The organism is Sulfurovum iocasae (assembly GCF_047716765.1).
GTDB lineage: Bacteria > Campylobacterota > Campylobacteria > Campylobacterales > Sulfurovaceae > Sulfurovum.
On the sequence record NZ_CP180410.1, the window covers coordinates 2,693,676 to 2,720,089 of the forward strand.

Genomic DNA, 26,414 nt, shown 5'->3' on the forward strand with positions numbered 1-26,414 from the left:
TTTAGCCTTTCATTGAACAGATTGGTCTAAGTTTTGCTAACCTACCACCCAGATTCTCTTTTTTCATCATCTCTGTTACTGCAAACACATCTTTAAAAGCATTTGGGTTTTGTTCACTGATATTTCCTTTACCCACTCTATAAAGTTTCATATTTCTTTTTTTAAGTTCTTCTTCCGTATTTTCATTATTAAACTCTTTTTTTGCTACATGCTTATCTAAAAATCTTCCTACTCCGTGGTTTGATGAATAATAAGTACTTTCATTATTTGGATTTGACATTAGATATGATTCTGTTCCTAAAGCCCCTGGAAGTATAAAAGTTTGATCATTTACTATACATTGTACACCATTTCTTTGTACTATTTTTATCTTGTCATTATTTTTTTCTACCATTAAGGAGTCGTGGCTATGACTAGCTATGATATTTATTTTTATATCTCCAAATATATCTTTAGCTATCTTTTCATAATTTTTTAAAATCATATCCCTATTCATATCTCCAAATACTGTACTTAAGAAAAAAGCTTTTACTAGAGTTTTTCCTGTCTTTGTATTTGCATCTATAGTTCTAAAATCATCTTGAGAGTAAAGTAAATTTAATATCTCTTTTGGTTCCTTAAAAAAAAGACCATTTTTTAAAGTGAAGTATTGCATCTGCTTAATTCTATGTAATATTTTTTTCAAATTACCTTTTACTCCAGCAAGATGATCTAATTCACTTAAGTTTGAAAACAACAAATTTATTTTATCTCCCACAGATATAGAATCACTATGAAGTATAAATATAATATCACCCTCTTTGTATTGATCGTCATAACTCTCTTCTACATACTGCAACTCAAAAAAATGATTTCCACCACCTAATGTACCTAGTGTTTTACCTGCTATTTCTATATGCTTATTATTAAATATGTCTTTGACACTATTTTTTAAATCTTCTATTGAGTTAATACCAATAAATTCAAATAATTCTTTATATTTTGTATCTGTATAAAACTTATCTAAATAGTTGTAAAATATTTTATATATCTCATCATTACTGTATACTTCTGTATAATTGTATGCTTTTAGTATCTTTGAATATTCTTTAAATGTTTGTTCTAATTTTGTTCTACTATCAATACTTACATTTTCTATTATCCCAAAAGTAAAACCACAATTTGCTACGCCTAGCATAGCTGGATAGATAGATGTCTCACTAGCTGTTAGCATACCATTTACCACCCTTGCACCTTTTTTATAATGCACATCAGGATAAATTAATAAATCCAATGTTTTATCATCTGTTTTACTGTAAAAATTTTCTATTATTTTTTTTGAACCATCATCTGGTATTAGCTTCTCTTCTACTAAATATTTAATTGACATATTAGCTCCTCAACCGCTTCTTTTATTTTACCTTTTGGAATAAAAAATGAATAACTTCTATAACTACCAATATCTGAACTTTTAGTCAAACTATTCTGATATAAAAAAGGAAGATTAAAAAGATTAGCTTCAAGTATCTCTCCTGCTCCATTATTTATAAGATGCCAGTTTTGAGTTACTATATTTTTATCCAGCTCTTTTATAGCTAAATTTTCACTAATAGATAAAAAATAAACATTATCGACTACCACAGCATTATCTTCTTTAAAATCAAACAAAACTTCTTTTAAGTTATCATCTTCATATATGATATTTTCTTTTGTATCATTTTCTAAATCTAAACGAATTGGCATATTTAAACCTACAAAACTTTTTCCATTCGATAAAACAAAATTATCTGCTAATATTTTATGATCCATTAGTAAGAGTTCATGTGATAAAGAACTTTTACCAACTCCATCAAGTCCGGTCAAAACTATATATTTATCATTAATTTTTATTAAACTTCCATGAACTAAAGAATAACTATCTTGCATAGCATATAAACTAAAAATAGGATATAAAATAGTTTGATAAAACAAAATATGATTTATACTGTATTTTGAACTCAATAAACTTTTCAGATAATACAAACTTTTCTTTTTTAGATCAATATTTAAAGTTAAACTATCATTAAAATTATATTTATAACTTAGAGTTTGTATTTTTGATTTTTTACTTATATTAAGTTTATTATCTTTAAATTTTATCTCTCTGCTTAAAGTAATATCTTCAAAATTTGTATTATTAATACTTGGCACATTTAAAGATACAAAAGATTTTATATTTGGAATTGAAGATTGTGAAATAATATAATTTTTTAATTGTCTTTTTGTAAATTCAAATAAATCGCTACTTTTAATATCAATGGAAATATTACCAATTAATGGAAAAATACATTTAATATTATGCATAAAATATCCTATTTAATTTATTGAAAATCTTATTTGATAAATTTTTAAGCTTTATCAATATATTTGAATTTGAATAAGTTTTGATATGAAACAATATACTACTTTCATTTGAAAACCAGTATTTATATTCCTCCGCACCTCTACCAAAATCAAACACTTTATAATTATTATTCTTACAGTATTCTAGTATTTCAAAGAGTAATACTTTTCCAGGTGAAATATCATTGTATTTATTACTATAAGATGGGATAGCAGAGTTTAAAATACTGTTAGAATCCATATAAGCGAAATGATAAGCTACTGTTTTATTTTTAATATAGAGTTTTGATAAAATCACTAAATCTGTTTGACTAATATCTTTTATAAATAAATCGTAATTCTCTATATCTTGAAAAGGGCCGCCATGCCATCGCTCTTTATGTATTTGTATAAACTCACTTAAAGTATTATCATCTTTTTTAATAGAAAATGTAAAGTCTAATTCTGATTTATAATTTTTAATAGCTCTGTTCTTACACCTTTTAATATCACTATTTTTTTTTGTTTTAATTTTAAATGAATTAAACTCAGTTTTTGGTTTGGTATCTATTATTTTGCTATCATAAGTGATATTATTTTGATAAAGATACTTTATCAATACTTTAGCAATCATACTATCTGCATCTAAATATCTAAAATCTATATTATAATTGTTCTTGAATATAAAGTCATAAAACTGTTTTATATATTTTTCATTTTCGTACAAAAGACCAAAACTATCAAATAGATCTGGATTTGAACCAATTAAATATAAGTTATTTTTGCTTTTGTATAAGGGAACTAAAAAGACTAAATTTTTATCATTCCAAATTGTAAATATAGAAATATCTTGATTTGTTTTTTTAAAATGCTTTAACCATGTATTACACCAAACAAAAGATAAATTATAATTAGCACCTTTATTATATAATTTAATCCAATTTTCTTTTAATATTGAATCATCTAAATTATTATAAATCTCTATATCTATATCTATATCATTGTTATCTACTTTCTTATTTATTTTCTCTATAAGATTATATTTTTGACTATGTAAATCTTTATAATAAAAGTTGTTTTCATATTTAGATATATTTTTTGTAGATGTTGCATAATCATAACTATCAAAACCAATAGGCTGAAAATCTCTAGTAAATTCAAAATCCGTAAGATATAAATCATTTGAAACATTAAATATATTATTTGTAGTAAAGTCACCATGCTCATAAAACACTTTTATAGTCGTGAATTGTCTTAATTCTTTTTCATAGTCTTGAAATTCTTTTTGTCTTTTTATCATACTATGAAATTGATTTGGCCATGCACTTAAAAAGTTAGCTAAAATCTTATCAATATTTTCATCTGTAGTTTCTATCTCTATGCTGTTTTCTTCATAAAACTGTACCAGTTCATCTATTGGCTTGCTATTTGAAAAAAAAGATATATCATCAAAATACTCATATAAAGCATAAGAGAGTTTATTGCCACTTTGAACATATAAAGGCATATTTAATTTAAAATTATGTTTTAATTTACTGAATTTTTCTTGGTGTTCAATAGTTCGTTTAAAATAAAATATTTCTATATTATTTGTAGCAATTTCAAGTAAATATCTCTTATTTTTATTGTCGATCAACATATATTTTATCAAGCTACGAGCTGTGGTCTTTTTATCAAACTTTTTGCTTATTGTTAAATCCATAGCTAAAGTATCATTTATAGTTTCAATTATGTTTTGAATATCAAGTTTAAACACTTTTTATATACTCCACAATTCTCTGACAAGCCTTACCATTACCATGTACCAAAACAATATCTGGGTTAAAATCACTCAACATATCCTTCATACCCAAAAGTACATTTGCAGTTACACATACTTTTGATATTATCGAATTCTTTTTTTCAAAAGCTTTTACAAGAGGTACCATTTTTATAGCTTCTAGTCTTATTCCAAAAACTAATAAAAAAATTTTCATTAACTCTTCTTTGTGTTATAATTTTTAAATATTATACCTAAAAACCCTTACTCACTAAAGTACTTTATTCACACCCCCGGTGCTTTCCACATAGATTGGGTTAGTCCTCTATCCACAAGGCTTAACTGATTGGCATAGACTTGTTGCCATTGTTCTTTTATGGCAGCGTATTTAGCAAAGTGTTCACTGTTTGGCAGATATTCTTTGTCCCATACAACTAACGTTTCTGCTGCTTTGACAATACTCTCATAAATCCCCGCACCAACACCTGCTGCCATCGCTGCCCCAAGTGCAGTGGCTTCTGTTACTTTAGGAACCTTTATCTTGCATCCTGTTACATCTGCCAATATCTGACACCAAAGTGCTCCTTTGCTTGCACCCCCTGCGAAAACTATCTCTTTTATCTCTAGGTTGGCAAAGGCTTTGATCTTCTCTAGATTGATCGCTGAGACGATGCATGCATTCTCTTCTAAGCTTCTGAACATGGAAGCTTTATTGCACACCTTCGGGTCGATGGAAAGGTTTAGGAAAGCAGGTGCTGCATGGTACCATTTGCCGTACTTCATGCTGTCTGAGAATATGGGGAGTATCCCGTATGAACCTACAGGGACCTGTTTGGCTTTCTCTTCTAAGACGGTATATGTATCAATACCTCTCTCTTTGGCTTCTTGCTTTTCCATCTCACAAAAAGCATCTCTAAACCAACGCATAACTAGCCCAGAGAAGAAAGTAATACCCTCTGCCTGAGAAAGACCTTCTACTACATGAGGATTAACACGGATACTCATATCTTTTGGTAGCATAGTATCACTTTGTATATTGACTACTTGTTGCCAGAAAGAACCACCAAGTATGGCAACTTGTCCTTCTTTCACCACACCTAAGCCTGCTGCACCCAACTGAACATCTCCCCCACCCATTACTACTTTGGTAGAAGTGGCTAATCCTGTTTGCTCTGAAGCCTGTGGTGTTACTGTACCCATAACTGTTCCAGATTCTAATGAAGGAGGGAATATATCTGCTTTTATGCTTACTTTTTCTGCCATACTTGGTTCCCAGTCTCTTTTTTCCAAAGAAAAGATACCTGTAGTGCCTCCATTACTTGGATCCGTAGCTATAGTACCACTTAACTTTGCCAAGATCCAATCACCGATCATCGAAATAGCTGTCACTTTTTTATAAAGTTCTGGGTTGTTGTTCTTTAACCATAAAATTCTTGGCAGTGCTCCCAGAGCAAAAGTTTGCCCTGATATTTCATAAAATGCTTCTTCTATGCCTTCATAATGCTCATTTAGGAACCGTACTTCTTTGTCTGCTCTGGCATCTACATTTGCAACACCCCAGAGAGCTTCCCCTTCTTTATCATAAAGGACAATACCCTCACGCATACTAGTGGCACTGACTGCAACAATATCACTACCTTGCAAGTTGGCATTTTTCAGTGCTTCCTGTATACACCAAATAGCTAAATCCCAATTGGTTTTAGTATCAAAACCCATACTATTTGGTACACCTTGCTCTTCAAGATGTACCCACTCTTTTTGTGCAACGGATATTTGATTGCCAATGGTGTCAAAAATGACTGCTCTTACACTACCTGTACCTGCATCGATCGCCATGAGATATTGCATCTGTTATCCTATTTTTTTAATTTGGCTTGTTCTAATTCCCAGTATTCCATATCGAAACTATCACTGAGAGAAATACTCTCATACCCTCCAAGTTTATCTGCCCGTAAAACTGCCATCATAGTGTGTTCTATGACATCACCTAGAACATTGACTTCTTTCTCATTTTTACCAAAAAGAACCACTCCTACATTTTTCACTACAACATAATTAGGTGCAGGGTTCAAACAGATCTCATCGGTTGCAAAGGTTTGGAAGTACTTTTTGTAGTCATTTATATATGCTTCAACTGCAGCATCTATATTTTCATCCTCCAGGATTAACGGTATACGTTTTGTTCGGATAATATGTTCAGGAGTTAAAACACCACGCGTAGCAAAAGTAGCCAGATCATCTTGTGAAGCATAATGTTTGGCCAATGATGACTGATTTACTTTGGTCGTTACCTCATAACCTTTGGCTTTAGAGATGGCTGCCTTCAGTTTTCCTAGATCAACCTTAGTATTTACTTCTTGACTTGCTAAACTGACAGCTGCATTTTCTGCTAAAAAATATTCTGCTAAACTCACAGCATCGATCATCTTATCGTATGATCTTTTAGCATCGTTGTCAAAGGTAAATATGCCGTGATTATGCAAAATGATCCCTTCACAAGCATCCCAATCAAAATTTTGTGTCATCTCATAAATTTTCTGTGCCAGTATAAACCCGGGCATCACATAAGGGATGATGAGAAAATTCGGAAAAAGTTCATTAATTAGTTTTAATCCATTTTTAGAATTAGAGATGGTCACAATAGCATCCGCATGGGTATGATCAACTACTTTAAAAGGAATGATAGCATGCAAGATAGCTTCAACAGAAGGATTTGGTGCACTCTTGTCTATCATTGCTGCTTTTTGCTGGGTTACCATATCACTGTCAGAGAGACTCTTTAATTTTGCCATTTCCAAAAGTGTACTCATCTTTACAGGAGAAAACCCTTCAGCTTTAATGGAGACCAAGTCCCAACCACTCCCTTTCACATACAAGATCTCTTCACCATCAACCATACTTTTGACTGAAGTATTGCCCCCACCATGAAGAACCAACTCATCACTACGGCCAAGTAAATTTGAAGTATAAACCCTTAAGTCCAGATCACTCGTATATTTACTTGCCTCTTTATCATCCCATAAATTTTTCAAACTTTATCCTAATACTTCTAGTTCATCCGAATATTTATCTTCGCAGTACGGTTCATAACTTGATTTATAGACTGCATAATGTGCCGATGCTTTATGTCCGTCAAGGGCTGCTTCATTTTCCCATGTCTCTACTGCCATAAATTTTCTTCGATCATTTTCATACTGAAAGATCTCATAAAACATACATCCTTCTTCTGCCTTGCTTGGTACTACCATCGCAGATAGTAACTCTTTCATCTTTGCTTCACTACCCTCTTTGGCTATGAATGTTACTCGTTTTGTTATTGTCATTTTATTACCTCACTCTTTATTTTATTACTTAATAATTCAGAATCTTTGAGGATGATGCGACAAGCAATGCACTCAATCCACTCAGTGGGCGCTTGCGTTTGCATTGTGCAGGAGTATCATCCTCAAAGATCTCTGCTTTTATTATACTGATTTACGCTTTCTTCTTCGTCTCATAAACCAATAAACAACTCCCCCGCCAAACAACAATCCACCCAATACTTGCACCCATGCACTCATTAAAATACTTTTATTAACGATCATCTTATGCATCTCGTTGTCTATTTTTACACCTGCAAACTTAGCAGTATGCACCATCAGGGAGACAGCAAGATCTTCACTTGGCATCTCTTTGTGACAACTTAGACAGGTACCTCTTCTGTCAAGTTTTGATCTGGTTTCATTGTCAAGGGCCTGTGAGAGTTTCCAGTGGTTACCTACGGTTTGTACTTGCGTACCATTTTCATCGATCATCACTGAGTAGTCATGTTTAAGGTTTGGTATGGCAGGTATCTGTTCATCTACCTGATGCGGTAAGACTTTTTGGTCTGCTGTCATCAGGTCAACAATAGTGGTTTTGCTTTGATCTGCAAAATATTTCCCTCCGTTTATACCGTAACCCATTGCTTTTGCAGAAGTATGACAACTCTCACATGCTCGTGCTTTCTTACTTACTGTATGCGGCTGTACAGGGGACATAGTGATAGAGTTTATACCCTCTTCTCCAGCACCTTCAGCATTTGGAATCTTGAAGATATGGTTTTGAAGAAGGGCTTTCCCTTCTTTTCCTATAACCGTAAGTGTCACTTGACATCCCGGGATAGTAGGAGAAACTCGTCCTTCACCATTTTGACTGAGAGCAGGGTCTTCCCAACGAAGATAAGATCTTGTCTCAGTTACTTTACCATCCACAAGGAAATCCATCAAATTATCCACTTCCCCCGTCTTACCGTTGACATGATGTTTTGAAGCTGCCAAATAGTCAGGATTTTGTTTACCTCCGGAGTAGTCTATCTTGACATGACATCCATAACATTGTGGCGCCCAAGTCGCATGACAGGTATAGCACTCCAGTTTATCTCTATGTGCAGCTATCTGATCCATGGCTATAAGCCCCTCTTGGGAGATCTTCTTCTCTTCTTTGAGTTTTTTAAGTGGAGTCAGCGTAATATCTTTACCCGATGCTAAATGTATGACTACTTTATCACCTTTTTTCACTGCTTTTGTCATCGGATTTCCACGAGCAGAAAGCAAGAATCCATCACCTTTATCTTTAGGGATCGCACCTTGTTTCAAATACTCTGCGAGTGTTTTAGTTGTTCCTCTGGCTTTCCCCTCTTTTGGTTTAGTGGCAAACTCATCACTATAACCAAGTGGCAGTTCCCAAGGGTATTTATCGGTTGTACCGTGACAGTCTTGACACTCTATCTCAACAGCACCAAGGTTTGCACCCCTAAAGAAGCCATCACCATGCATATCATTGGATGTATGACAATCCTGACACAACATCCCTTTAGAGTAATGAATATCCTCTGTAAGGTGCAGATAACGCTTAGTATGAAGTTTAGGCTGCCCATTTCCCTCACTGTCAAAGGTCGCCTGATACTCTGTCTCCATCAGTCCCTGATACGAAACACCTATGCGCTTACCACGGTTATGACAGGTCGTACATGTCTCTACCGGGATACCGGTATAATTGATATCATGGACATTTACATTCACTTTTCGGGAAGACTGAATGGAGTGCACAAGCATATGTCCATCCTCTGTTTTAGAAATACTTTTATCTTTTCCTTCATAAAGTCCTGCATTGGAGTAAGGCACATGGCAAGAAGCACAGCCTATCCCTCTGTAATCCCCTCTTCTCTCTCTTCCTTTCCCTCCAGTATGGCAACGTAAACACTCTTGACGAAGATAGGTATAGACAGAGAGTGACGGATCTTTTTCTATCTCTTCTGCTGTAGGGGCAGGAGGAAGTTCTTTTGTCTCTTTAGGAAACCCCTGTGGTTCAAGAGCAGCAAGTTCATCCATGTACTTTTTATACGTCTCCGTTCCCAAACGTTTATGCGGATCTGGTGATTTACCACCAAAATTGGTATAAGTATGTTTATACCCCTCTTTTGCACCAAATCCCCAAAGTGCACCATGGATCTTCCCTTGCTCTGTAGCCATCAGGTTATTCTCTTGAGCCGCTACCTGGTTAGGGTGACACATACCACAGGTATTTTCATTGATCCAGGGACTCCCCGGATAAGGATAAAATGCTTTAGGTCCCTTATTGGTTTTGAAATAAGCCAATGTTCCACTGTGTGCTTTTTCTTTCTTTTCCTGGTCCGGGCTACCACCATGACAAACCACACAGTCATTTCCTTTTACGCCTGCTTTATCTGCTACTTTAAATATCTCTTGCATCATTTTAGAGCTGTGTTCACGTATGGGTGCTAACCCATCATGACAGCTGATACAACTGTTTGTTATCTCGGCAAAAAGAGAGGTATGCATAAGTACGGTTAACATGATTATTTTTCTTATCATTACAAAGCCTTATATTAAAAGATGATTATATCTAAAACCCCTATTCTATTCATATTGTTTTTACTCGATTATGTTATAATCTTTAACTAAACTTATAACATATGGGAAAATATTCATGAAAAAACTGATTCTGCTTGGATTCATCACACTACTCACCCTTTCGCATGCAAAAATGATTGATGCAATCGCTCTTATCGTTGAAGGTGAAGCCGTAACTACTGCTGAAATACGTGCAGTACAGCAACAACTGCAGGTAAGTAAAGAACAAGCTACCGATCTACTCATCCAAGACAGACTGCAAAAAGCTGCGATGAAAAATATTGTTATTTCAGAAGATACTATAGATAGCAAAATTACTCAAATAGCAGCACAAAACAATGTAACTGTCCCCAAAATGCAAAAAATATTAAAACAGAGAGGCACAACATGGACCAAGTATCGCTCTTCCATTAAAGAATCACTGAAAAAAGAGAAGTTCTATAAAGAAAAAGTGGTAGCTACCATCACTGCACCAAGCGAGGATGAACTTAAAATATTTTATAGAAATCATAAAGAAGAATTTACCGTTCCTTCAACTATCAGTATGATCGAATACTCTTCAACCTCTGAAGCAGCCATGAAAAAATTTCTTGAAACAAAAAAGAAAAAAGGTGTAAAAAGCCGTTCTGTAAAGAAGTCAACAAAAGATCTCAACCCTGCTTTGCTTGGAACTATTTTACAAACTCAGGATGGTTCATATACCCGTCCTTTTAATGCAGGAGACAGATATATAAGCTATAAGGTTCTCTCCAAACAAGGCAAAGTAAATATGTCTTTTGAAGCATCAAGAGGTGCCGTCGCCGCAAAATGGAAACAACAGCAGCAAGGAAAAGCTCTCAAAGACTATTTTGAGAAGATGAAAACAAATGCAAATATTCAAGTAATTAGGAAATAAGGAAAAACATGGGACTAAAATCTGATAAATGGATACGAGAGAAATCAACCAAAGAAGAGATGATCACCCCTTTTTGTGAGGGTCTTGTAGGTGAAGGTGTAGTAAGTTACGGGTTAAGTTCTTATGGGTATGATATCCGTGTCTCTGATGAGTTCAAGATCTTTACAAACATCAATGCAGAAGTGGTTGACCCAAAAGACTTTAACCAAAACAATGTGGTAGATTTTAAAGGTGACGTATGCATCGTACCTCCTAACTCTTTTGCACTTGCAAGAACTATTGAGTACTTTAAAATGCCAAGTGATACTCTGGCTATCTGTTTAGGTAAAAGTACTTATGCACGTTGTGGTATTATTGTTAATGTTACCCCCTTTGAACCAGGATTTGAAGGACATATCACTATAGAGATTTCAAATACAACTCCACTCCCTGCTAAAATTTACGCAAACGAAGGTATTGCTCAGGTACTCTTCTTGCAAGGGGATGAACAGTGTGAAACAACCTATAGTGACAGAAAAGGAAAATACCAAAGTCAAACTGGTATTACACTTCCAAGGATTCTTAAAAAGAGTTAATTAACTCCCTATATCTAGTGTGGTTTAATCTACCGCACTGGTTACGCTTCTCCTTTCTCACTTAAGTAAATACATATAAATCAAGATAAACTTATAGCCTTTTATCTACTTTTGTGTTACAATGCCAAAAATTCCTATATATAAAGTAAGGTATTAATGAAAAATTTAATTATAGTCGAATCACCGGCAAAAGCAAGAACGATCACCAACTTCTTGGGTAAAGAGTATAAAGTCATTGCCTCTAAAGGGCATATCCGTGACTTGCCTAAAAGTACCTTTGGTATTACCCTGGATGAAGATACAGGTGATCTTGTACCTAAGTACTCTATCCCCAGAGATGCAAATCCTACCGTTAAAGAGTTAAAGAAACTTGCAAAAGCAGCAGAGACAGTCTTTATAGCGACCGATGAGGATCGTGAGGGAGAGGCTATTGGATACCATATTGCTAAAGCCATAGGTAAAGAGCCTACTGAACTTCCTCGTATCGTATTTCATGAGATCACCAAAACTGCCATCCAACATGCACTAGAGAACCCACGCAAAGTTGATATGGACTCTGTAGATGCTCAGCAAACCCGAAGACTACTTGACCGTATCGTAGGGTATAAGCTTTCACCTTTACTTGCAAGTAAGATCCAAAAAGGATTGAGTGCCGGTAGAGTACAGAGTTCTACACTGAAGATAGTAGTAGATAGAGAACGTGAGATCAAAGCATTTAAACCAGAAGAATTTTGGACGATCGATGCCCTTTTCCAAAAAGACATCGATGCTTCTATCTATGACTATAATGGTCTTAAGATAGAAAAGCTCACTATAAAAACTGAAGCAGATGCTACAGAGATAGTTACTTCTGCAAAAGGTGAATCGTTTACTGTAGCGTCTATAGACAAAACAAAAAGAAAGACTAAAACACCTCCACCTTTTATGACTTCTACTCTTCAACAAGCTGCTTCAACACAACTGGGTTTTTCTCCTAAAAAAACAATGATGGTTGCGCAAAAGCTTTATGAAGGAGTGAAGACAGATAAAGGAACTATGGGTGTCATCACCTATATGAGAACTGACTCAATGAACCTTGCAAAAGAGGCGGTTGAATCTGCACGAGAGTACATTAAAGCTACCTATGGGGACAAATACCTTCCAAGTAAAGCAAAAAACTATGTAACCAAGTCTAAAGGGGCACAAGAAGCTCACGAAGCTATACGTCCTACTATGGTTGAGTTTGATGCAAAAAGTGCTGCTGACTATCTTGCAGTAGATGAACTTAAACTCTACAGACTCATCTACAACCGCTTTTTGGCCTGTCAGATGACAGAAGCAGAGCTTGAGTCTCAAAGTATCTTGTTTAAGGGTGATAAATGTACCTTTAAAGCAAGCGGAAGAAAACTTCTCTTTGATGGTTTCTACAGAGTCACAGGACATGGGGACAAAGACAAACTTTTGCCAGACCTTACAAAAGGTCAAGCTGTAAGCATGGATGACATCAAACCGGAGCAACACTTTACTGAGCCTCCTGCACGCTACAATGAAGCAAGCCTCATTAAAAAGCTGGAGTCACTGGGTATCGGCCGTCCAAGTACCTATGCACCGACAGTCACTACTCTTCAGACACGTAAATACATAGAACTGGAGAAAAAACGTATTCACCCTACAGAGGTAGCTTTTACGGTAACAGAAATGCTTGAAGCACACTTCCCTGAGATCGTGGACAGCGGCTTTACCGCAAACATGGAAGAGACACTCGATGAAGTTGCAGAGGGTACTACCAACTGGCAAACGATACTCAAAGCATTTTACACACCTTTCTTGCAGAAAGTTGAAGACGGCAAGAAAAACATAAAAAGTCTTAAAGTTGCTATTCCTACAGGAGAGAGCTGTCCTAAGTGTGGGTCAGAACTTCTTTTACGTAAAGGGCGTTATGGTGAGTTCATTGCCTGTAGCAACTTCCCTAAATGCAAGTACACTAAAAATACTGACGGTACAGAAGTTGAAGGTCCTGAAGAGACAGATGAGAAATGTGAGAAATGTGGATCCATGATGGTTATAAAGAATTCAAAAAGAGGAAAATTCCTTGCTTGTTCTGCGTATCCAAAATGTAAAAATGCCAAGTCTCTTGAGCCTGCCAAAGAACTCACTGTGCCCTGCCCGGAATGTGGAGGAAAACTCCAAGAGAGAGAAGGACGCAGAGGCAAGTTCTTTGGTTGTGTAAACTATCCTAAATGTAAATTCATCGCCAACTTTGAACCTGTAGATAAAAAATGTCCGGAGTGTGATTACACCATGGGTAAAAAAACCCTGCGCGGTAAAGAGATCTATGAGTGCTTTAAGTGTAAACATAAAGAAGAAGTGAAATAAGTAAGATCATGAAGCCAATATTTTTATGTGCAATCAACAACATACTGAGTGGAACCTGTCAAGAAGACTGTAAGTTCTGTACACAAAGTGTAAGATACCATGCCGATATAGAACGATATAACTATAAAAAAATCGACCAAATTGTTTCTGAAGCAAAGTTAGCAAAAGAGAATGGAGCATTAGGCTATTGTCTTGTTACCGCAGGAAAAGGTCTTGATGACAAAAAAGTTGATTTTGTAGCTCGTGCCGCACAGGCTATCAAAGCTGAAGTTGAGGGACTAAATCTTATAGCATGTAATGGGACAGCTACAAAAGAACAACTTCTCTACCTAAAAAAACATGGTATAGACAGCTACAACCATAATCTGGAAACTTCAGAACGATATTATGCAGATATCTGTCAGACACACGCATGGAGTGAACGATACACTACATGTGAAAATGTCAAATCAGTAGGCTTGGCACTCTGCAGTGGTGGTATCTTCGGTATGGGAGAAACTCAAGAAGATAGAGATGATCTGCTCAAAGCTATTACTTCATTGCACCCAGAGTCCACACCGCTTAATTTTTACCATCCAAATCCTGCACTGCCTATCAAAACACGAAATATCGAGCTTGCTGAGGCTATAGATATTATCAATAAAGCACGTACCCTCCTGGGAGAAGATACACTGCTCATGGTTGCAGGAGGCAGAGAGCTTCTTTTTAATGGACAAGAAAATAAAATGTTTGAAGCAGGTGCAAATGCTATGGTGATAGGAAACTACCTGACCACAACTGGTCTTGAACCCAAGAAAGATCAACTGATGCTGGAAAGATTAGGCTATGAGGTAGCAACTAGCTGTGATACACACTAATATCACTCTTATTCTTACCCTCTCTTTACTTATTTGGGGAAGTCCTTTTGTTTCTAAGATCCTCCGTATACCTACCCCTCCTGTAGAAATTATTTTAGGTTCTATTTTTGCGTATATCGGCTTTGTAGGACATAATGAATATTTTGACCTCATTGCAGAAGTAGGATTCTTATACCTTATGTTTTTGGCAGGTATGGAAGTAGATCTGAAACAGATCACAAAGAGTCCAAAAATAGTCATTCAGAAATCTATGCTTTTCCTGGGTCTCATGGCCGTATTCTCTATTACATCTGGTCTGGTATTTCATCTTAACACTATTACTATTATTTCAATGCCTCTCATCTCTATAGGGATACTTGCCTCTTTATCTAAAACATATGGTAAAGAGGAATCATGGATACGTTTGGCTTTTATTGCCGGTGTATTAGGAGAGATAATCAGTATTGCGGTACTTACCTTATTTGATGCAGCCAGTACTACGGGCGTAAACTTGACACTGATTACAAAAATAGGATATCTTGTTCTTTTTATCGCTTCTGTCTATCTACTCTATAGATTGCTTCATCTTCTCTTTTGGTGGTTTCCCGAACTTAAAAACACACTGGTTCCGAAATTTGACACATCTGACCAGGATATTCGTCTTGCGATGGCACTGTTCTTCATTTTGATCGCGGTAATGCTCTCTTTGGAGCTTGAACTTGCCTTGGGCTCATTTATCGCCGGTGTAGCTATTTCCGCATTCTTCCATCATGAAAAAAAGCTGGAAGAAAAAATGTCAAGTCTTGGATTTGGATTTTTAGTGCCTCTGTTTTTTATCCATGTAGGTGCATCATTTGACCTTAAATCTCTTGCTGTGGAAGGAGTAGTTACAGGGGCACTGCTCATTACTTTTTTAATGATCTTATCAAGGATTTTAGCAGCTGTTATTCTAAAAGGTATCAGTGGATCCAGAGATGCTTTACTCATAGCGCTATCTCTCTCTATGCCATTGACATTACTTGTAGCTGTTGCTACTATTGGATATGAAACGAAGTTATTGGATCTGTTGAGTTATTATCAACTTATTCTAGCAAGTATTTTTGAGATTCTGATCTCAATGATTATCATTAAGATATTACATTCTAAGAAGAAAAAAGAGGTTTAGTCCTCTTTATCCATCTCGATTATAGCTTCTTCATATATTTTATCAGCTTCTTTTGTAGCTTCTATCTCTTCACGTGTAATATTAATGTCGGCTATTTCACTTTTAGTGGTTTCCTGTTTTTCTTCTTTCAATGGAGATAGATCTTTCTCTTGATCCACCTTTACTACCGCTTCTTTATATGTTTTGTCCGCTTCTTTTGTTGCTTCTATCTTTTCACGTGTAATATTAATATCAACTATTGCACTCTTGGTGGATTCCTGTTTTTTTAGGGCAAGTTTTTCACTCTCTAATTTGGCTTTTTCTGCTTCCAATTGAGCTAATTTTTCTGCCTCAAGTTTTTTCTTTGCAACTCTTTGAGCTTCGTATTTTTCAACTTCACGTTTTTCCGCTGCTGCTCTTTCTTTTTCCACTTTCTCTTTTTCAGCTCTTTGCGCTTCTATTTTAACCTGCTCTTCTTTAACTTTTTTAATTCTTTCTTCTTCTGTGACTTTTGCTTGTGCTGACACTGCATTATATACTTCTGCTTCATCTTTCTTGGAAACAGAAGTAGCAGTATCAACTTTAACTTTCTCTACTTTTTCTATATTTTCTTCTTCAGTTTTTTCTTCTTTCTTTTCTTTTGCTTCAGCCATATCTCTTAATTCGGAAAGTAAAGCATCTTGATCCTGATCGATTTTTTTAAGATTTACACTTAAATCAAATGGATTACCAGATGCATTTGCAGCCACGAATACTAATACCATTGCTGTCCATAAGTATCGCTTCATTTCTCTAACTCCTTAGGTTTCATTTTATAACGGTTTTCGAGCAAAGCCCAAAAACCTGACCTCCGCGGTCTGCCCATGCGACTAGTCACATCTTGATCATATTTAAAATCACTCTTTAGGTTCTAATTGTTTTAATTCAAAATACTCTTTTTGAAGCCTTTGATTCTCAACTTTTAATGCTTTTTCTTCTTGCCTCAACGCTTGTTTTTTCTCTTTAAGATGATTTAAGACAGTAAGTGAATTTTCTCCATAAATTAAAACACCAACATAAATACCAAAAAGTAAGATCCCTATAGTTGTCACCAAAAAGGCTTTTAGTGACAATCCGGCAATCGCTTCTGCTTTTTGCGTATTTGCCATGCCTACCCTAACTTATTTTATAAAAGGCGAAGCACCCAAATACTCAAACTGTCCAAGTTCTGCTTCGATCTCTAGAAGTCTATTGTACTTAGCGATTCTATCACTTCTGGCAGTTGATCCTGTTTTGATCTCACCTGTATTAAGTGCTACAGCAAAATCTGCGATGAAAGTATCTTCACTCTCTCCTGAACGGTGACTCATTACACAAGTATATCCGCTTCTTTGGGCAAGTCTTACTGTTTGCATCGTTTCAGATACTGTTCCGATCTGATTTGGTTTGATCAAAATAGAGTTTCCTATCCCTTTTTCAATCCCCTCGGCCAAAATAGCCACATTTGTTACAAAAAGATCATCACCAACCAATTGAACTTTATCTCCCAGTACTTCTGTATGCTCTTTCCATCCTGCCCAGTCATCTTCACTCAAACCATCTTCAATAGAAACAATAGGGTATTTCTCACACATATCAGCATAGTATGCTGTCAACTCAGAACTTGTAAGCTCTCTGTTTTCAGACTTAAGCACATACTTGCCTTCATCATTGATCAGCTCACTTGCTGCAACATCAAGAGCAATAGCTATTTGCTCTCCTGGCCTATACCCTGCCTTCTCTATCGCTTTCATGATCACTTCAAGAGGCTCTTCATTGCTACTTAGGTTTGGTGCAAATCCACCTTCATCACCTACAGCTGTACTCTCACCCATCTCATCAATGATCTTTTTAAGGTTATGATATACTTCTGCACATGCTCTAAGACCTTCTGAAAATCTATCAAATCCTACCGGTACAACCATATACTCTTGAAAATCTACAGAGTTGTTTGCGTGTTCACCACCATTAATGATGTTTAACATTGGTACTGGCATTACCACCGCATTTGCACCACCAAGGTAACGGTATAATGGCATACCCATACTTTGCGCAGCCACTCTGGCTATTGCCATTGAAACACCAAGCACCGCATTGGCTCCCAGTTTTCCGTAATTATCGGTGCCATCAACCTCTTTCATTACAAGATCGATCTCTGCTTGATTAAAAGGGCTTAGACCTACAAGTGCATCACAAATAGCACCATTCACATTTTCGCAAGCCTGAAGTACACCTTTACCCATATATCTATCACCGCCATCACGAAGTTCTAACGCTTCACGTTTACCAGTACTTGCTCCACTAGGTACGATAGCACTAGCAGTAGTGCCATCACTTAAACTTACTGTTGCTCGAACGGTTGGATTTCCTCTACTGTCCATTACTTCTGTTGCTACGATCTCATCGATAAAAATCATCTGTTTCCTTTTTGATAAATATATGCCTTTTAGATGAAAAGCAAAACTTCCCATCAATTCCTCTCTCTTTTGTCTAACTGACTTATACAGGAAATCACTCAATGATTTCTCATAAAAATTTTACCTTTCGATTCAGTTTTACTTCATTTTTTTATAGGTATCTCTTATTTTAGCAAAATTTACCTAAGGGGACTACCAACAATATTATTTATCCTCAATAGGTCTAAAACTCATGGCAAAATAATTTAAAATGATACTTTTGGGTTATTAAAAAAGGGGGAAAGCAAGGCAGATACATAAAGACTGAATTTGTCAAAGGGTACTTAAGTACACAAATTCAGTCTTATTATTTTAACAATAATATTCACAAGACTAATGGTCTTGCATCTCACTTTCATCTACAGTCAAACTTTCACCAAAGCCAAGTGCTTCTTTAATTTTAGCTTCAATTTCCGCCATCATTTCTGGGTTTTCTTTAATAGTGATTTTTGAATTTTCTTTACCCTGTCCTAATTTTTCACTACCATAGCTAAACCAGGCTCCTGATTTGTCTATAATATCCATTTTTACACCATAGTCTATCAGTTCACCCACAAAAGAGATTCCTTCACCAAACATAATATCAAACTCTGCTTGTCTAAATGGAGGGGCCACTTTGTTTTTCACAACTTTGGCTTTCACACGGTTACCAATAGAAGATTCACCTTGCTTAAGCGTTGCTATACGACGCACATCAATTCTTACCGAACAGTAAAACTTCAATGCATTACCACCCGTAGTTGTTTCAGGAGAACCATAACCCATGGTACCGATCTTCATACGAATTTGATTGATAAAGATCACTGTTGTGTTTGTTTTGTGTAAAATTGCTGTCAGTTTACGAAGTGCCTGTGACATAAGTCTTGCTTGAAGTCCTACGTGTGTATCACCCATATCCCCTTCTATTTCACTTTTTGGTGTAAGTGCTGCAACAGAATCGACAACGATCAAATCAACTGCGCCTGAGCGAGTCAAAGTTTCAAGCACATCAAGTGCCTGCTCACCGAAGTCTGGCTGAGAAACAAGTAGATTGTCTGTATCAACACCTAAGTTTTTCGCGTAAACAACATCTAAAGCGTGTTCTGCATCGATAAATGCACATACCATATCCTCTTTTTGTGCAGATGCGATCGTTTGCAGTGCCAATGTAGTTTTTCCTGAGGATTCAGGACCATAAATCTCTATAATACGTCCTTGAGGAATACCACCAATTCCCAAAGCCATATCTAGTCCAAGAGAACCTGTAGAAATAGCAGCAATAGGTTCAAACTCCTTATCTCCCAGTCTCATAAGTGTACCTTTACCAAACGTTTTATCTATCTGTTTGATCGCCATATCAAGTGCTTTTTGTTTGTTTGCGTCCATTGCCATTGTCATATCCTTAACCTTAATGTTGAATTTTAACTCAAATCATGTAATAGGGTTATGAAAACCTCTCACATAATTTAACTTCTGCACCATTCTAATGTATTTCTAGAAAAAGAGGCAAAAATATGTCAAATTGACATATTTTTTATAAAATTTCTTTTTTTAGTGCCTTATGATAAAATACACAAACAATAAAATATAAAGAGTTACTATGCCAAAAATGATTCAACTAGCCCACTCTCCAGATGCGGATGATATATTTATGTACTTTGCCATTAAATTTGGTTGGGTTGATACTAAAGATTATGAATTTACAAATATTGGATTAGATATAGAAACACTAAATGTTGAAGCGATGAAAGGTACATATGATGTATCTGCCATCAGTTTTGGTATGTATCCACTTATAAAAGAAGAGTATGCTCTGCTTCGTACTGCTGTCAGTTTTGGAGAAGGCTATGGTCCAAAACTTATACGCCGTAAAGATAAAAAACTCAAACGAAACTTCAAAGTAGCACTCTCTGGGAAATATACTACCAATGCGATGCTGTTTAGGATCTATTATCCTGATGCAAGACCTGTATATATGGATTTCCTTGAGATTGAAGAAGCCGTAGTCAGTGGAAAAGTGGATGCCGGTGTGCTTATCCATGAGTCAATCTTGGATTTTGATGAGAGTTTAGAAGTTGAAAAAGAAATATGGGATATCTGGGTGGAGTTAGCAGGAAAAGATCTGCCTCTTCCTCTTGGTGGTATGGCCATACGTCGTTCGCTTCCACTTAATCGTGCTATAGATATAGAGAATATTCTTATAGATGGTGTAAAAGTAGCTAATGAGAAGAAAGAAGAGCTCTGTGCAAAACTAGAGAAAGATAATCTCGTCCGTATCTCAAGTGATATGCTAAAGAAATACTTAGATATGTACGCTTCAGATGAATCTGTAGAACTCTCCCAACTACAACTCAAAGCGCTTGATACACTTTATAAGATAGGTTTTGAACATGGATTATGGGATACACCTATCAAAACCGAAGATTATCTGATACCTAAAGAGTATAAAGCTTTACGGAATAGCTAAATGTTTTTTAAAACCATAGACTTCTCCAAATACTCAAGCATCAAAATAGGACAACCTGCCGAAGTCCTTATGATAGAAAAAGATGATGAGATACCTACCGACAGATACCTTGTTGGAGGAGCCAACAACCTTTTAGTCTCAGCAACCCCACCACCTCTTATGATGTTAAGCAAAGATTTTGCAACCATAGAAGAAAAGGATGATATGCTTATCATCGGTGCTGCAATGCCTACCGGTCGCATCGTCTCTTATACCAAAAAACATGACATTACAGGTTTTGAGTTTTGTTCTAAGCTTCCCGGAACTCTGGGTGGGATGTTAGCGATGAATGCCGGGGTAAAAGAGTATGAAATATTTAATATCTTGCATTCCATTAAAATTAACGGGGAGTGGATCTTAGCCCAAGATATAGAACATGGCTATCGTTTCGCAAAGCTAAGCGGTATTGCCACATATGCACAATTTAAGATCAAAAAAGGATTTGAGCAAACTTTACTTGATGCACTGCTTAACCTACGCTCCAACCAACCTCATAATCCAAGTGCAGGCTCAGCCTTTAAAAATCCGAAAAATGATTATGCAGGTCGTCTTATCGAAGCTGTAGGGTTAAAAGGTGAACGAAAAGGTGATATGCAATGGAGTAATATCCATGCAAATTTTCTGGTAAATTTAGGAGAGGGGACATTCAAAGATGCCAAGTACCTCATTGATCTAGCCAAAGAGGAAATTTTAAAAGAGTTCAAGATAGAATTAAAAGAAGAGATCAAACTCCTCTAAAATTCTCTATTTATAGAAGGTTGTTTTACGATTCGTCCTCATTAAGGCAACGTACACATCTAATATAATTAGATCTCTTTGTTTTATGTTCATAGCGATATGCATCTGCCGGATACACTACATAATATCTTCCTTTTGCTCCCGGCGTAGATGTCCAAAAATCTTCACCCCTAAAGTAAACAAATACTTGTCCTGGTATTCTATGCACATGTTGCAATTCATCAGAAGTTGGAAGTCTCCAGTCTGCATACCCTGCATAGTCTAATCTACGACAATAGTTCTCTGCATGCTTCCATTTACCAGCTTTTCCTACAGAGCGTTTTTGTTTGTATGCTCCATCTTCTGCATCGACATATGCCTGGTCCTGCCACATAAGGTTTACATCTTTTTCAACATATATTTTATCTGTTTTACAAGCTTTTGCCGGTATATCTGCTACTGGCGATAATTTTGGGGTAACATTTCCCCCTGCGATAAGCATTACTGTTGACACTAACATCCATACGGCGATGATACTTTTTTTCATCTTTTTCTCCTTGAAAATCCAATATTATTCAATATGATAATATAACCTTCATCAAATTTAGCTAAAAGTTAACAGATTATCCCAGATTATGCATGAATCTCTATTTTTACACCTTTTTCAACAGCTTTCCAGAGCTTATCCATTGCTAAGTTAGGTACTGCCATACATCCTTCCGTCCAGTCACGTGAAAGCGTAAAGTTGTCTCCACGACCATCTGCATTCCACTTAGGTTGTCCATGAATAGTAATATAGCCACCTGGACTCACACCTCTTTTTCGTGCTGCTGCTTTATCTGCTTCACTTGGATAAGAGATCATCAATGATTTATAGAGTCTTGAGTCACATTTTTTTCTTACGATACTATAGCTTCCTTCAGGAGTTCTGTAATCACCTGCTTTTACTTTGTTCCCACCATTAGCTCCACCATTAGCTCCTAAAGAGATACGAAACTCCTCAACAACTTTACCATTCTTGTAAGCATACATCTTTCTTTTCTTTTTGTACACTACAATTTTATCTATCTTGTTACTGTGATCGATCTCTGAACCCCTTGATAACTCATTAATGCACTCTTTGGTTGCATACGGTGTTTTATCTACTTTGCCATAAGCTGTTGGCTCATTACATCCGCTTATCAAAAGTGCCAAGGCAACACCCATTAGTCCTAATTTTAACTTCATTATTTCTCCTATATAATAAATTCTCAACCCCAATCTTCATTTTGACGTTTTGATTTGTGTTTATCTTTTTTATAAGATGTGGCATTTTTCAGCTTCTGCAGACGATTTAAATTACTCATCTCTGCTTCTCTTATATCATTAAAAGACTTGTCACAAAAAAGCTCTACTGAACATGTTTGCTGATAAAGTCTTTCTATATATACTTTGAGCTGCTGATGATACTCTGAATCGAGATGCACTTCTGCTTTTTCATCAAACTTTTTTTTAAGTTGTTCAAATTTTACCATAAAACTTTGAGAACAGACATTTTCATCTCGTAACATACGAAAAAGATTTTTACTGATCTTCTCCAGCTCTGTAATATATTTCTGACGATTGAATTTATCGATCTGTTTTTGCGTATATCTAATAAGAACCCTTTTATCGTATAGTTATTGGTACACCCTCACGTACGGCATACCATAGCTCTTTCATTACAGAATTTGTCACGGCAACACAACCTTGAGTCCAATTTCGTGAAAGCGTATATCCATCTCCCTTACCATCTGCATTCCATTTAGGTTGGGCATGTATGGTAATGTCACCACCGGGGTTCACACCTCTGGCTTGTGCTTTTGCTTTATCTTGTGGTCGAGGGTAAGAGATACAAAGTGAACGATAATACTTTGGAGAACAAAGTTTTCTATGTATAAAAAACTCGCCTTCCGGCGTTCTGTTATCTCCTTTTTGCTGCTTATGGCCCACAGGATTTTTTCCTAAAGAAACAGGAATAACACTCTGGACTTTACCATCTTTATACAAGTACATCTTGCGATCTTTCTTTACAACAAGGATACGGTCTATCCCCCCGTCTTCAGCATAATCTTCAGCATCAAGCATTTCCTCTTTGCACTCTTCAAGACTGTATCGGTCTTTTGGAGTATCGGGACCAAACCCACATCCGGTTAATAACAGAGAAAATAGAAGTAAGATATATTTCATTTAGTCTTGATTCCTTGTAAAAGTAATATGAAGTATTTTAGCACAAATAAAATAATGATAATTGATAAGTTTTAGAAAAAAGAGGGAGAATAGAACAAAGAAAGGTAAACATGCTTCAAAGAAACATGTTTACCAGGGGTAATACAAAAATTAACAAGCTGCCTTAGCTGCTGCAAGAACTTCTTCATAGTTAGGCTCTTCTGTAATTTCTGGAACAGTTTGCTTATAAGCAACTTTACCGTCTTTACCAACAACAAAGATAACTCTAGCAGTTACACCAGCCAAAGGACCGTCAGCTAAAAGAACACCATAAGCGTTTGCGAAATCTTTGTTTCTGAAGTCTGAACATACTTTGATATTTTCGATTCCAGCTGCACCACACCATCTAGCTGCTGCAAATGGAAGGTCCATAGACACTGTGATTACTTCTACACCGTCAAGTGACGCTGCTTCTGTGTTAAATCTTCTAGTTTCTGCATCACATACACCTGTATCTAGTGATGGTACTGCAATTACAAGTTGAACTTTACCTTCTCCACCAACTTGCTCATCTTGAAGCATTGGGTTACAGTTTACTACTGTTACTACTGGTGCTGTGTCACCTACGTTAATTTCTGTACCTGCTAGGTTACATACGATGTCATTTTTAAATGTTACTGTTGCCATTTAATATCCTTTATTTTTTGTTTTGATAAACGTATTATAATCCAAATAGGATAAAATTAGTCTTAATTAGCCTTTTTTTGTTGATTTAAATCAATTTTTACTTTTTTCAAGACTCTCTCAAATGCCCCATCTACGTCATTTTTATAGTCACTCTGTACCTTATAGTAACACTTGAAACCTTTTTTGATCTCTATCCGCACATAGCCATCAAAATCACTTCCGGTACTTTTCACTATAGGATTGTTGCAATTACCTACATGATATTTAGTCAATTCAACTCTATAAGAACACTTAGGATCATCTATAACACCAAAATGCTTTTCCAATACATCTTTATCTTGTTTGTTTAGTACGGCATAGTGAAGACATTTGGGAGGTGGCAGGGTCTGCTGATCACAGAATGTAGAGTAAACAGGGAAATCTTCTTGGCACCCTGAAAGAAACAAAAGTCCAAGAATAGCAAGAAAGTGTTTAAAACGTTTCATTATACGTTTGCAATGCCTTTAGCCCACTTTTCCATTGCTGCATTTGCATCTGGGTTTGGTGCTTCTAAAAAACTGACAACAAAGCTTTCAGCCATCTCAGCCACACCGATAGCTCTTGGTCTAACGGCCAATATTTCCGGTTTTGGTAACACTTTTCCAAAACAGCAGATGATATTTTTAGCATCTTTGATCTCATCACTGATCTCTCCAACTGCAAGATTTGAAGTATGTGTATAATGATCAAACTCTCCTATGTATGTAGCTATAGGATGAGCAGTAATCTTCTCTTTAAGATAAGCAAAGATCTCATCTATATTTTTATAACTTGTTTCATTCTTATCTATTTCCAGTGTAAATACTGGATATTTTTCCATAATTGTTATTTGTTTCACTTTTATCCTTAATTATTATTTACATCCCAGGGATACGAGGTATTTTACCAAGCTTAGAGTTACGACAGTACCAACCCCAACCTTTTTTCATCCAGTGGCCGATCACAGGTAGAGGAATCATCTTTCCGCCTTTATCATCTCTATAGACAAAAGCTGCACCATTTCCTGTATCCATCACACATAAGATATTAAGATGTTCCATATAGCTCTGCTTGGAATGTATATTCTGTGCATGCTGAAAGATATTATATGCTACATTTTTAGCCATCACTTCAGCTACATGCCCCTGCTTAGCTTTCCAATCAGGTCCCATAAGTGCTGCAGAATCCCCAATGGCATAGATATTTTCAAAGCCTTCTATTTCATTATACTCATTGGTAACAACAAAACCTGCATTACTTAATGGCAGATCAGAATCTTCTATAATATTGTGTCCCGTTCCCGCAGATATGAACATCGTAAGATCAGATTCTAATTTTGTACCATCTTCAAAGTTGATACCGTCGGCTTCAAAAGAAGTAATTTTAGAGCCTACTTGTTTATTGATATTTGTCATTTTAAACATTTTATCCATCATGACCAGTGCTTTTTCACCCATCTTCATGCCCGGTTTTTCCATAGGGGCAAAGAAGGTCAGTTCAAAGTTTTTACGTAGTCCTTTTCTTTTCAGATACGTATCTACATTGAAAAGTACTTCAAAAGCAGGACCTCCACGTACAGCAGAGGCGTCTTTAGGATTACCGCCAAAGCCCATAGCGATCTTTCCAGAACCTTTGAGCGTAAGTGCATCTAAACGCTCATAGAGTTCTGTAGCTTCTTCTGGTTTTCCACAGATGGAAAGTGTATGTTCCATACCTTTCATTTGTATCTTACCTTGTCCAAGTGCTACAACAATGTAATCATATTCATCCAAGATACGTCCACTCTGGAGTGTGATCTTTTTTTCTTTCGCTTCTATCTTTGTTACTGGATCAATGATCACTTTGAACCCATGTATAAAAGCCAATTTATCCAGAGGTACAGACACATCTTCTTTTGTCACTTCTCCAGTAGGGATCCAGATAGAGGTAGGATAGATATAAAAATAGTCTCTATCACTTACAAGTGTAACATCAAGCTCTTGTTTTCTAAGGTATATGGCTGCTTCCACACCAGCAAATCCACCACCCAATACTAAAACTTTTACCAT

The 26,414-nt window shown here is 36.1% G+C and carries 27 protein-coding genes; 7 read left to right on the top strand and 20 right to left on the bottom strand.

Annotated features, from left to right (window positions below):
• Position 1: 1 nt before the first annotated feature.
• From ACLHDG_RS13290 to ACLHDG_RS13325, 8 genes are all read right to left on the bottom strand, one after another.
• Complete coding sequence (locus ACLHDG_RS13290; RefSeq protein WP_415406728.1) at positions 2 to 1,369, bottom strand: RtcB family protein; 1,368 nt, start codon at positions 1,367 to 1,369, stop codon at positions 2 to 4.
• Positions 1,351 to 2,322, bottom strand: a complete 972-nt coding sequence (locus ACLHDG_RS13295) for a hypothetical protein (protein WP_415406729.1) — start codon at positions 2,320 to 2,322, stop codon at positions 1,351 to 1,353. The genes ACLHDG_RS13290 and ACLHDG_RS13295 overlap by 19 nt, the downstream gene beginning before the upstream one ends.
• Positions 2,315 to 4,096, bottom strand: a complete 1,782-nt coding sequence (locus ACLHDG_RS13300) for a GNAT family N-acetyltransferase (protein ID WP_415406730.1) — start codon at positions 4,094 to 4,096, stop codon at positions 2,315 to 2,317. The genes ACLHDG_RS13295 and ACLHDG_RS13300 overlap by 8 nt, the downstream gene beginning before the upstream one ends.
• Positions 4,089 to 4,316 (bottom strand): hypothetical protein, encoded by a 228-nt coding sequence (locus tag ACLHDG_RS13305; RefSeq protein ID WP_415406731.1) that lies wholly within the window; start codon positions 4,314 to 4,316, stop codon positions 4,089 to 4,091. The genes ACLHDG_RS13300 and ACLHDG_RS13305 overlap by 8 nt, the downstream gene beginning before the upstream one ends.
• Positions 4,317 to 4,384: 68 nt before the next feature.
• Entirely contained in the window at positions 4,385 to 5,947 is a 1,563-nt protein-coding gene (lsrK, locus tag ACLHDG_RS13310; protein WP_415406732.1) for an autoinducer-2 kinase, read from the bottom strand.
• 8 nt (positions 5,948 to 5,955) lie between these two features.
• Positions 5,956 to 7,131 carry a class II aldolase/adducin family protein gene (locus ACLHDG_RS13315; protein ID WP_415406733.1) on the bottom strand — a complete coding sequence of 392 codons (1,176 nt, stop codon included), beginning with the start codon at positions 7,129 to 7,131 and terminating at the stop codon, positions 5,956 to 5,958.
• A 3-nt stretch (positions 7,132 to 7,134) separates the two neighbouring features.
• Complete coding sequence (locus ACLHDG_RS13320) at positions 7,135 to 7,422, bottom strand: putative quinol monooxygenase (protein WP_415406734.1); 288 nt, start codon at positions 7,420 to 7,422, stop codon at positions 7,135 to 7,137.
• Positions 7,423 to 7,563: 141 nt separating this feature from the next.
• A complete protein-coding gene (locus ACLHDG_RS13325; protein ID WP_415406735.1) occupies positions 7,564 to 9,954 on the bottom strand; it encodes a multiheme c-type cytochrome in 2,391 nt (796 codons plus the stop codon).
• Between the two features lie 115 nt (positions 9,955 to 10,069).
• Between ACLHDG_RS13325 and ACLHDG_RS13330 the strand changes: the two genes are divergently transcribed.
• The 5 genes from ACLHDG_RS13330 (at position 10,070) to ACLHDG_RS13350 (ending at position 15,819) form a co-directional block, all read left to right on the top strand.
• On the top strand, positions 10,070 to 10,888 hold the full coding sequence (locus ACLHDG_RS13330; protein ID WP_415406736.1) for a peptidyl-prolyl cis-trans isomerase: 819 nt from the start codon (positions 10,070 to 10,072) through the stop codon (positions 10,886 to 10,888).
• 8 nt (positions 10,889 to 10,896) lie between these two features.
• Positions 10,897 to 11,463 (top strand): dCTP deaminase, encoded by a 567-nt coding sequence (gene dcd / locus ACLHDG_RS13335; protein ID WP_415406737.1) that lies wholly within the window; start codon positions 10,897 to 10,899, stop codon positions 11,461 to 11,463.
• Between the two features lie 156 nt (positions 11,464 to 11,619).
• Positions 11,620 to 13,818: a type I DNA topoisomerase gene (gene topA / locus ACLHDG_RS13340; protein WP_415406738.1), complete on the top strand. Its 2,199-nt coding sequence runs from the start codon at positions 11,620 to 11,622 to the stop codon at positions 13,816 to 13,818.
• A gap of 8 nt (positions 13,819 to 13,826) precedes the next feature.
• A complete protein-coding gene (locus ACLHDG_RS13345) occupies positions 13,827 to 14,675 on the top strand; it encodes a biotin synthase (RefSeq protein ID WP_415406739.1) in 849 nt (282 codons plus the stop codon).
• Positions 14,662 to 15,819 carry a cation:proton antiporter gene (locus ACLHDG_RS13350; protein ID WP_415406740.1) on the top strand — a complete coding sequence of 386 codons (1,158 nt, stop codon included), beginning with the start codon at positions 14,662 to 14,664 and terminating at the stop codon, positions 15,817 to 15,819. The genes ACLHDG_RS13345 and ACLHDG_RS13350 overlap by 14 nt, the downstream gene beginning before the upstream one ends.
• Here ACLHDG_RS13350 and ACLHDG_RS13355 read toward each other — a convergent pair.
• From ACLHDG_RS13355 to recA, 4 genes are all read right to left on the bottom strand, one after another.
• Entirely contained in the window at positions 15,816 to 16,586 is a 771-nt protein-coding gene (locus tag ACLHDG_RS13355) for a hypothetical protein (RefSeq protein ID WP_415406741.1), read from the bottom strand. The two genes, ACLHDG_RS13350 and ACLHDG_RS13355, sit on opposite strands and share 4 nt — an antisense overlap.
• Positions 16,587 to 16,694: 108 nt before the next feature.
• A complete protein-coding gene (locus ACLHDG_RS13360; protein ID WP_415406742.1) occupies positions 16,695 to 16,946 on the bottom strand; it encodes a hypothetical protein in 252 nt (83 codons plus the stop codon).
• Between the two features lie 12 nt (positions 16,947 to 16,958).
• Positions 16,959 to 18,233 (bottom strand): phosphopyruvate hydratase, encoded by a 1,275-nt coding sequence (gene eno, locus ACLHDG_RS13365; RefSeq protein ID WP_415406743.1) that lies wholly within the window; start codon positions 18,231 to 18,233, stop codon positions 16,959 to 16,961.
• 372 nt (positions 18,234 to 18,605) lie between these two features.
• Entirely contained in the window at positions 18,606 to 19,643 is a 1,038-nt protein-coding gene (recA, locus tag ACLHDG_RS13370) for a recombinase RecA (protein WP_415406744.1), read from the bottom strand.
• Positions 19,644 to 19,851: 208 nt separating this feature from the next.
• On the opposite strand from recA, the gene ACLHDG_RS13375 reads away from it, so the two are divergent.
• Positions 19,852 to 20,718 carry a menaquinone biosynthesis family protein gene (locus ACLHDG_RS13375; RefSeq protein ID WP_415406745.1) on the top strand — a complete coding sequence of 289 codons (867 nt, stop codon included), beginning with the start codon at positions 19,852 to 19,854 and terminating at the stop codon, positions 20,716 to 20,718.
• Positions 20,719 to 21,495, top strand: coding sequence for a UDP-N-acetylmuramate dehydrogenase (locus ACLHDG_RS13380; protein ID WP_415406746.1), 777 nt, complete (start codon positions 20,719 to 20,721; stop codon positions 21,493 to 21,495).
• A 25-nt stretch (positions 21,496 to 21,520) separates the two neighbouring features.
• Here ACLHDG_RS13380 and ACLHDG_RS13385 read toward each other — a convergent pair whose 3' ends face one another.
• The 8 genes from ACLHDG_RS13385 to ACLHDG_RS13420 all read right to left on the bottom strand — a co-directional run bounded on the left by ACLHDG_RS13385 (position 21,521) and on the right by ACLHDG_RS13420 (position 26,414).
• Positions 21,521 to 22,021, bottom strand: coding sequence for a DUF1566 domain-containing protein (locus ACLHDG_RS13385; RefSeq protein WP_415406747.1), 501 nt, complete (start codon positions 22,019 to 22,021; stop codon positions 21,521 to 21,523).
• A gap of 86 nt (positions 22,022 to 22,107) precedes the next feature.
• Complete coding sequence (locus ACLHDG_RS13390; RefSeq protein WP_415406748.1) at positions 22,108 to 22,701, bottom strand: L,D-transpeptidase family protein; 594 nt, start codon at positions 22,699 to 22,701, stop codon at positions 22,108 to 22,110.
• 23 nt (positions 22,702 to 22,724) lie between these two features.
• Entirely contained in the window at positions 22,725 to 23,024 is a 300-nt protein-coding gene (locus ACLHDG_RS13395) for a hypothetical protein (RefSeq protein WP_415406749.1), read from the bottom strand.
• Positions 23,025 to 23,121: 97 nt separating this feature from the next.
• Complete coding sequence (locus ACLHDG_RS13400) at positions 23,122 to 23,682, bottom strand: L,D-transpeptidase family protein (protein ID WP_415406750.1); 561 nt, start codon at positions 23,680 to 23,682, stop codon at positions 23,122 to 23,124.
• Between the two features lie 150 nt (positions 23,683 to 23,832).
• Positions 23,833 to 24,348, bottom strand: a complete 516-nt coding sequence (gene tpx / locus ACLHDG_RS13405; RefSeq protein WP_415406751.1) for a thiol peroxidase — start codon at positions 24,346 to 24,348, stop codon at positions 23,833 to 23,835.
• A 62-nt stretch (positions 24,349 to 24,410) separates the two neighbouring features.
• A complete protein-coding gene (locus ACLHDG_RS13410; protein WP_415406752.1) occupies positions 24,411 to 24,833 on the bottom strand; it encodes a hypothetical protein in 423 nt (140 codons plus the stop codon).
• Positions 24,833 to 25,225 (bottom strand): DUF6858 family protein, encoded by a 393-nt coding sequence (locus ACLHDG_RS13415; RefSeq protein ID WP_415406753.1) that lies wholly within the window; start codon positions 25,223 to 25,225, stop codon positions 24,833 to 24,835. Before ACLHDG_RS13415 ends, ACLHDG_RS13410 begins: the two co-directional genes overlap by 1 nt.
• Positions 25,226 to 25,244: 19 nt before the next feature.
• Positions 25,245 to 26,414, bottom strand: coding sequence for an NAD(P)/FAD-dependent oxidoreductase (locus ACLHDG_RS13420; protein WP_415406754.1), 1,170 nt, complete (start codon positions 26,412 to 26,414; stop codon positions 25,245 to 25,247).

Coding starts and splice junctions, on each gene's coding strand:
- ACLHDG_RS13420 (WP_415406754.1), bottom strand. CDS start 26,414: ATGGTAAAAGTTTTAGTATTGGGTGGTGGATTTGCTGGTGTGGAAGCA.
- eno (WP_415406743.1), bottom strand. CDS start 18,233: ATGATTTTTATCGATGAGATCGTAGCAACAGAAGTAATGGACAGTAGA.
- ACLHDG_RS13320 (WP_415406734.1), bottom strand. CDS start 7,422: ATGACAATAACAAAACGAGTAACATTCATAGCCAAAGAGGGTAGTGAA.
- ACLHDG_RS13375 (WP_415406745.1), top strand. CDS start 19,852: ATGCCAAAAATGATTCAACTAGCCCACTCTCCAGATGCGGATGATATA.
- topA (WP_415406738.1), top strand. CDS start 11,620: ATGAAAAATTTAATTATAGTCGAATCACCGGCAAAAGCAAGAACGATC.
- ACLHDG_RS13330 (WP_415406736.1), top strand. CDS start 10,070: ATGAAAAAACTGATTCTGCTTGGATTCATCACACTACTCACCCTTTCG.
- tpx (WP_415406751.1), bottom strand. CDS start 24,348: ATGGCAACAGTAACATTTAAAAATGACATCGTATGTAACCTAGCAGGT.
- ACLHDG_RS13355 (WP_415406741.1), bottom strand. CDS start 16,586: ATGAAGCGATACTTATGGACAGCAATGGTATTAGTATTCGTGGCTGCA.
- dcd (WP_415406737.1), top strand. CDS start 10,897: ATGGGACTAAAATCTGATAAATGGATACGAGAGAAATCAACCAAAGAA.
- ACLHDG_RS13345 (WP_415406739.1), top strand. CDS start 13,827: ATGAAGCCAATATTTTTATGTGCAATCAACAACATACTGAGTGGAACC.
- lsrK (WP_415406732.1), bottom strand. CDS start 5,947: ATGCAATATCTCATGGCGATCGATGCAGGTACAGGTAGTGTAAGAGCA.
- ACLHDG_RS13400 (WP_415406750.1), bottom strand. CDS start 23,682: ATGAAATATATCTTACTTCTATTTTCTCTGTTATTAACCGGATGTGGG.
- ACLHDG_RS13305 (WP_415406731.1), bottom strand. CDS start 4,316: ATGAAAATTTTTTTATTAGTTTTTGGAATAAGACTAGAAGCTATAAAA.
- ACLHDG_RS13380 (WP_415406746.1), top strand. CDS start 20,719: ATGTTTTTTAAAACCATAGACTTCTCCAAATACTCAAGCATCAAAATA.
- recA (WP_415406744.1), bottom strand. CDS start 19,643: ATGGCAATGGACGCAAACAAACAAAAAGCACTTGATATGGCGATCAAA.
- ACLHDG_RS13395 (WP_415406749.1), bottom strand. CDS start 23,024: ATGTTACGAGATGAAAATGTCTGTTCTCAAAGTTTTATGGTAAAATTT.
- ACLHDG_RS13295 (WP_415406729.1), bottom strand. CDS start 2,322: ATGCATAATATTAAATGTATTTTTCCATTAATTGGTAATATTTCCATT.
- ACLHDG_RS13410 (WP_415406752.1), bottom strand. CDS start 24,833: ATGAAACGTTTTAAACACTTTCTTGCTATTCTTGGACTTTTGTTTCTT.
- ACLHDG_RS13385 (WP_415406747.1), bottom strand. CDS start 22,021: ATGAAAAAAAGTATCATCGCCGTATGGATGTTAGTGTCAACAGTAATG.
- ACLHDG_RS13325 (WP_415406735.1), bottom strand. CDS start 9,954: ATGATAAGAAAAATAATCATGTTAACCGTACTTATGCATACCTCTCTT.
- ACLHDG_RS13390 (WP_415406748.1), bottom strand. CDS start 22,701: ATGAAGTTAAAATTAGGACTAATGGGTGTTGCCTTGGCACTTTTGATA.
- ACLHDG_RS13360 (WP_415406742.1), bottom strand. CDS start 16,946: ATGGCAAATACGCAAAAAGCAGAAGCGATTGCCGGATTGTCACTAAAA.
- ACLHDG_RS13290 (WP_415406728.1), bottom strand. CDS start 1,369: ATGTCAATTAAATATTTAGTAGAAGAGAAGCTAATACCAGATGATGGT.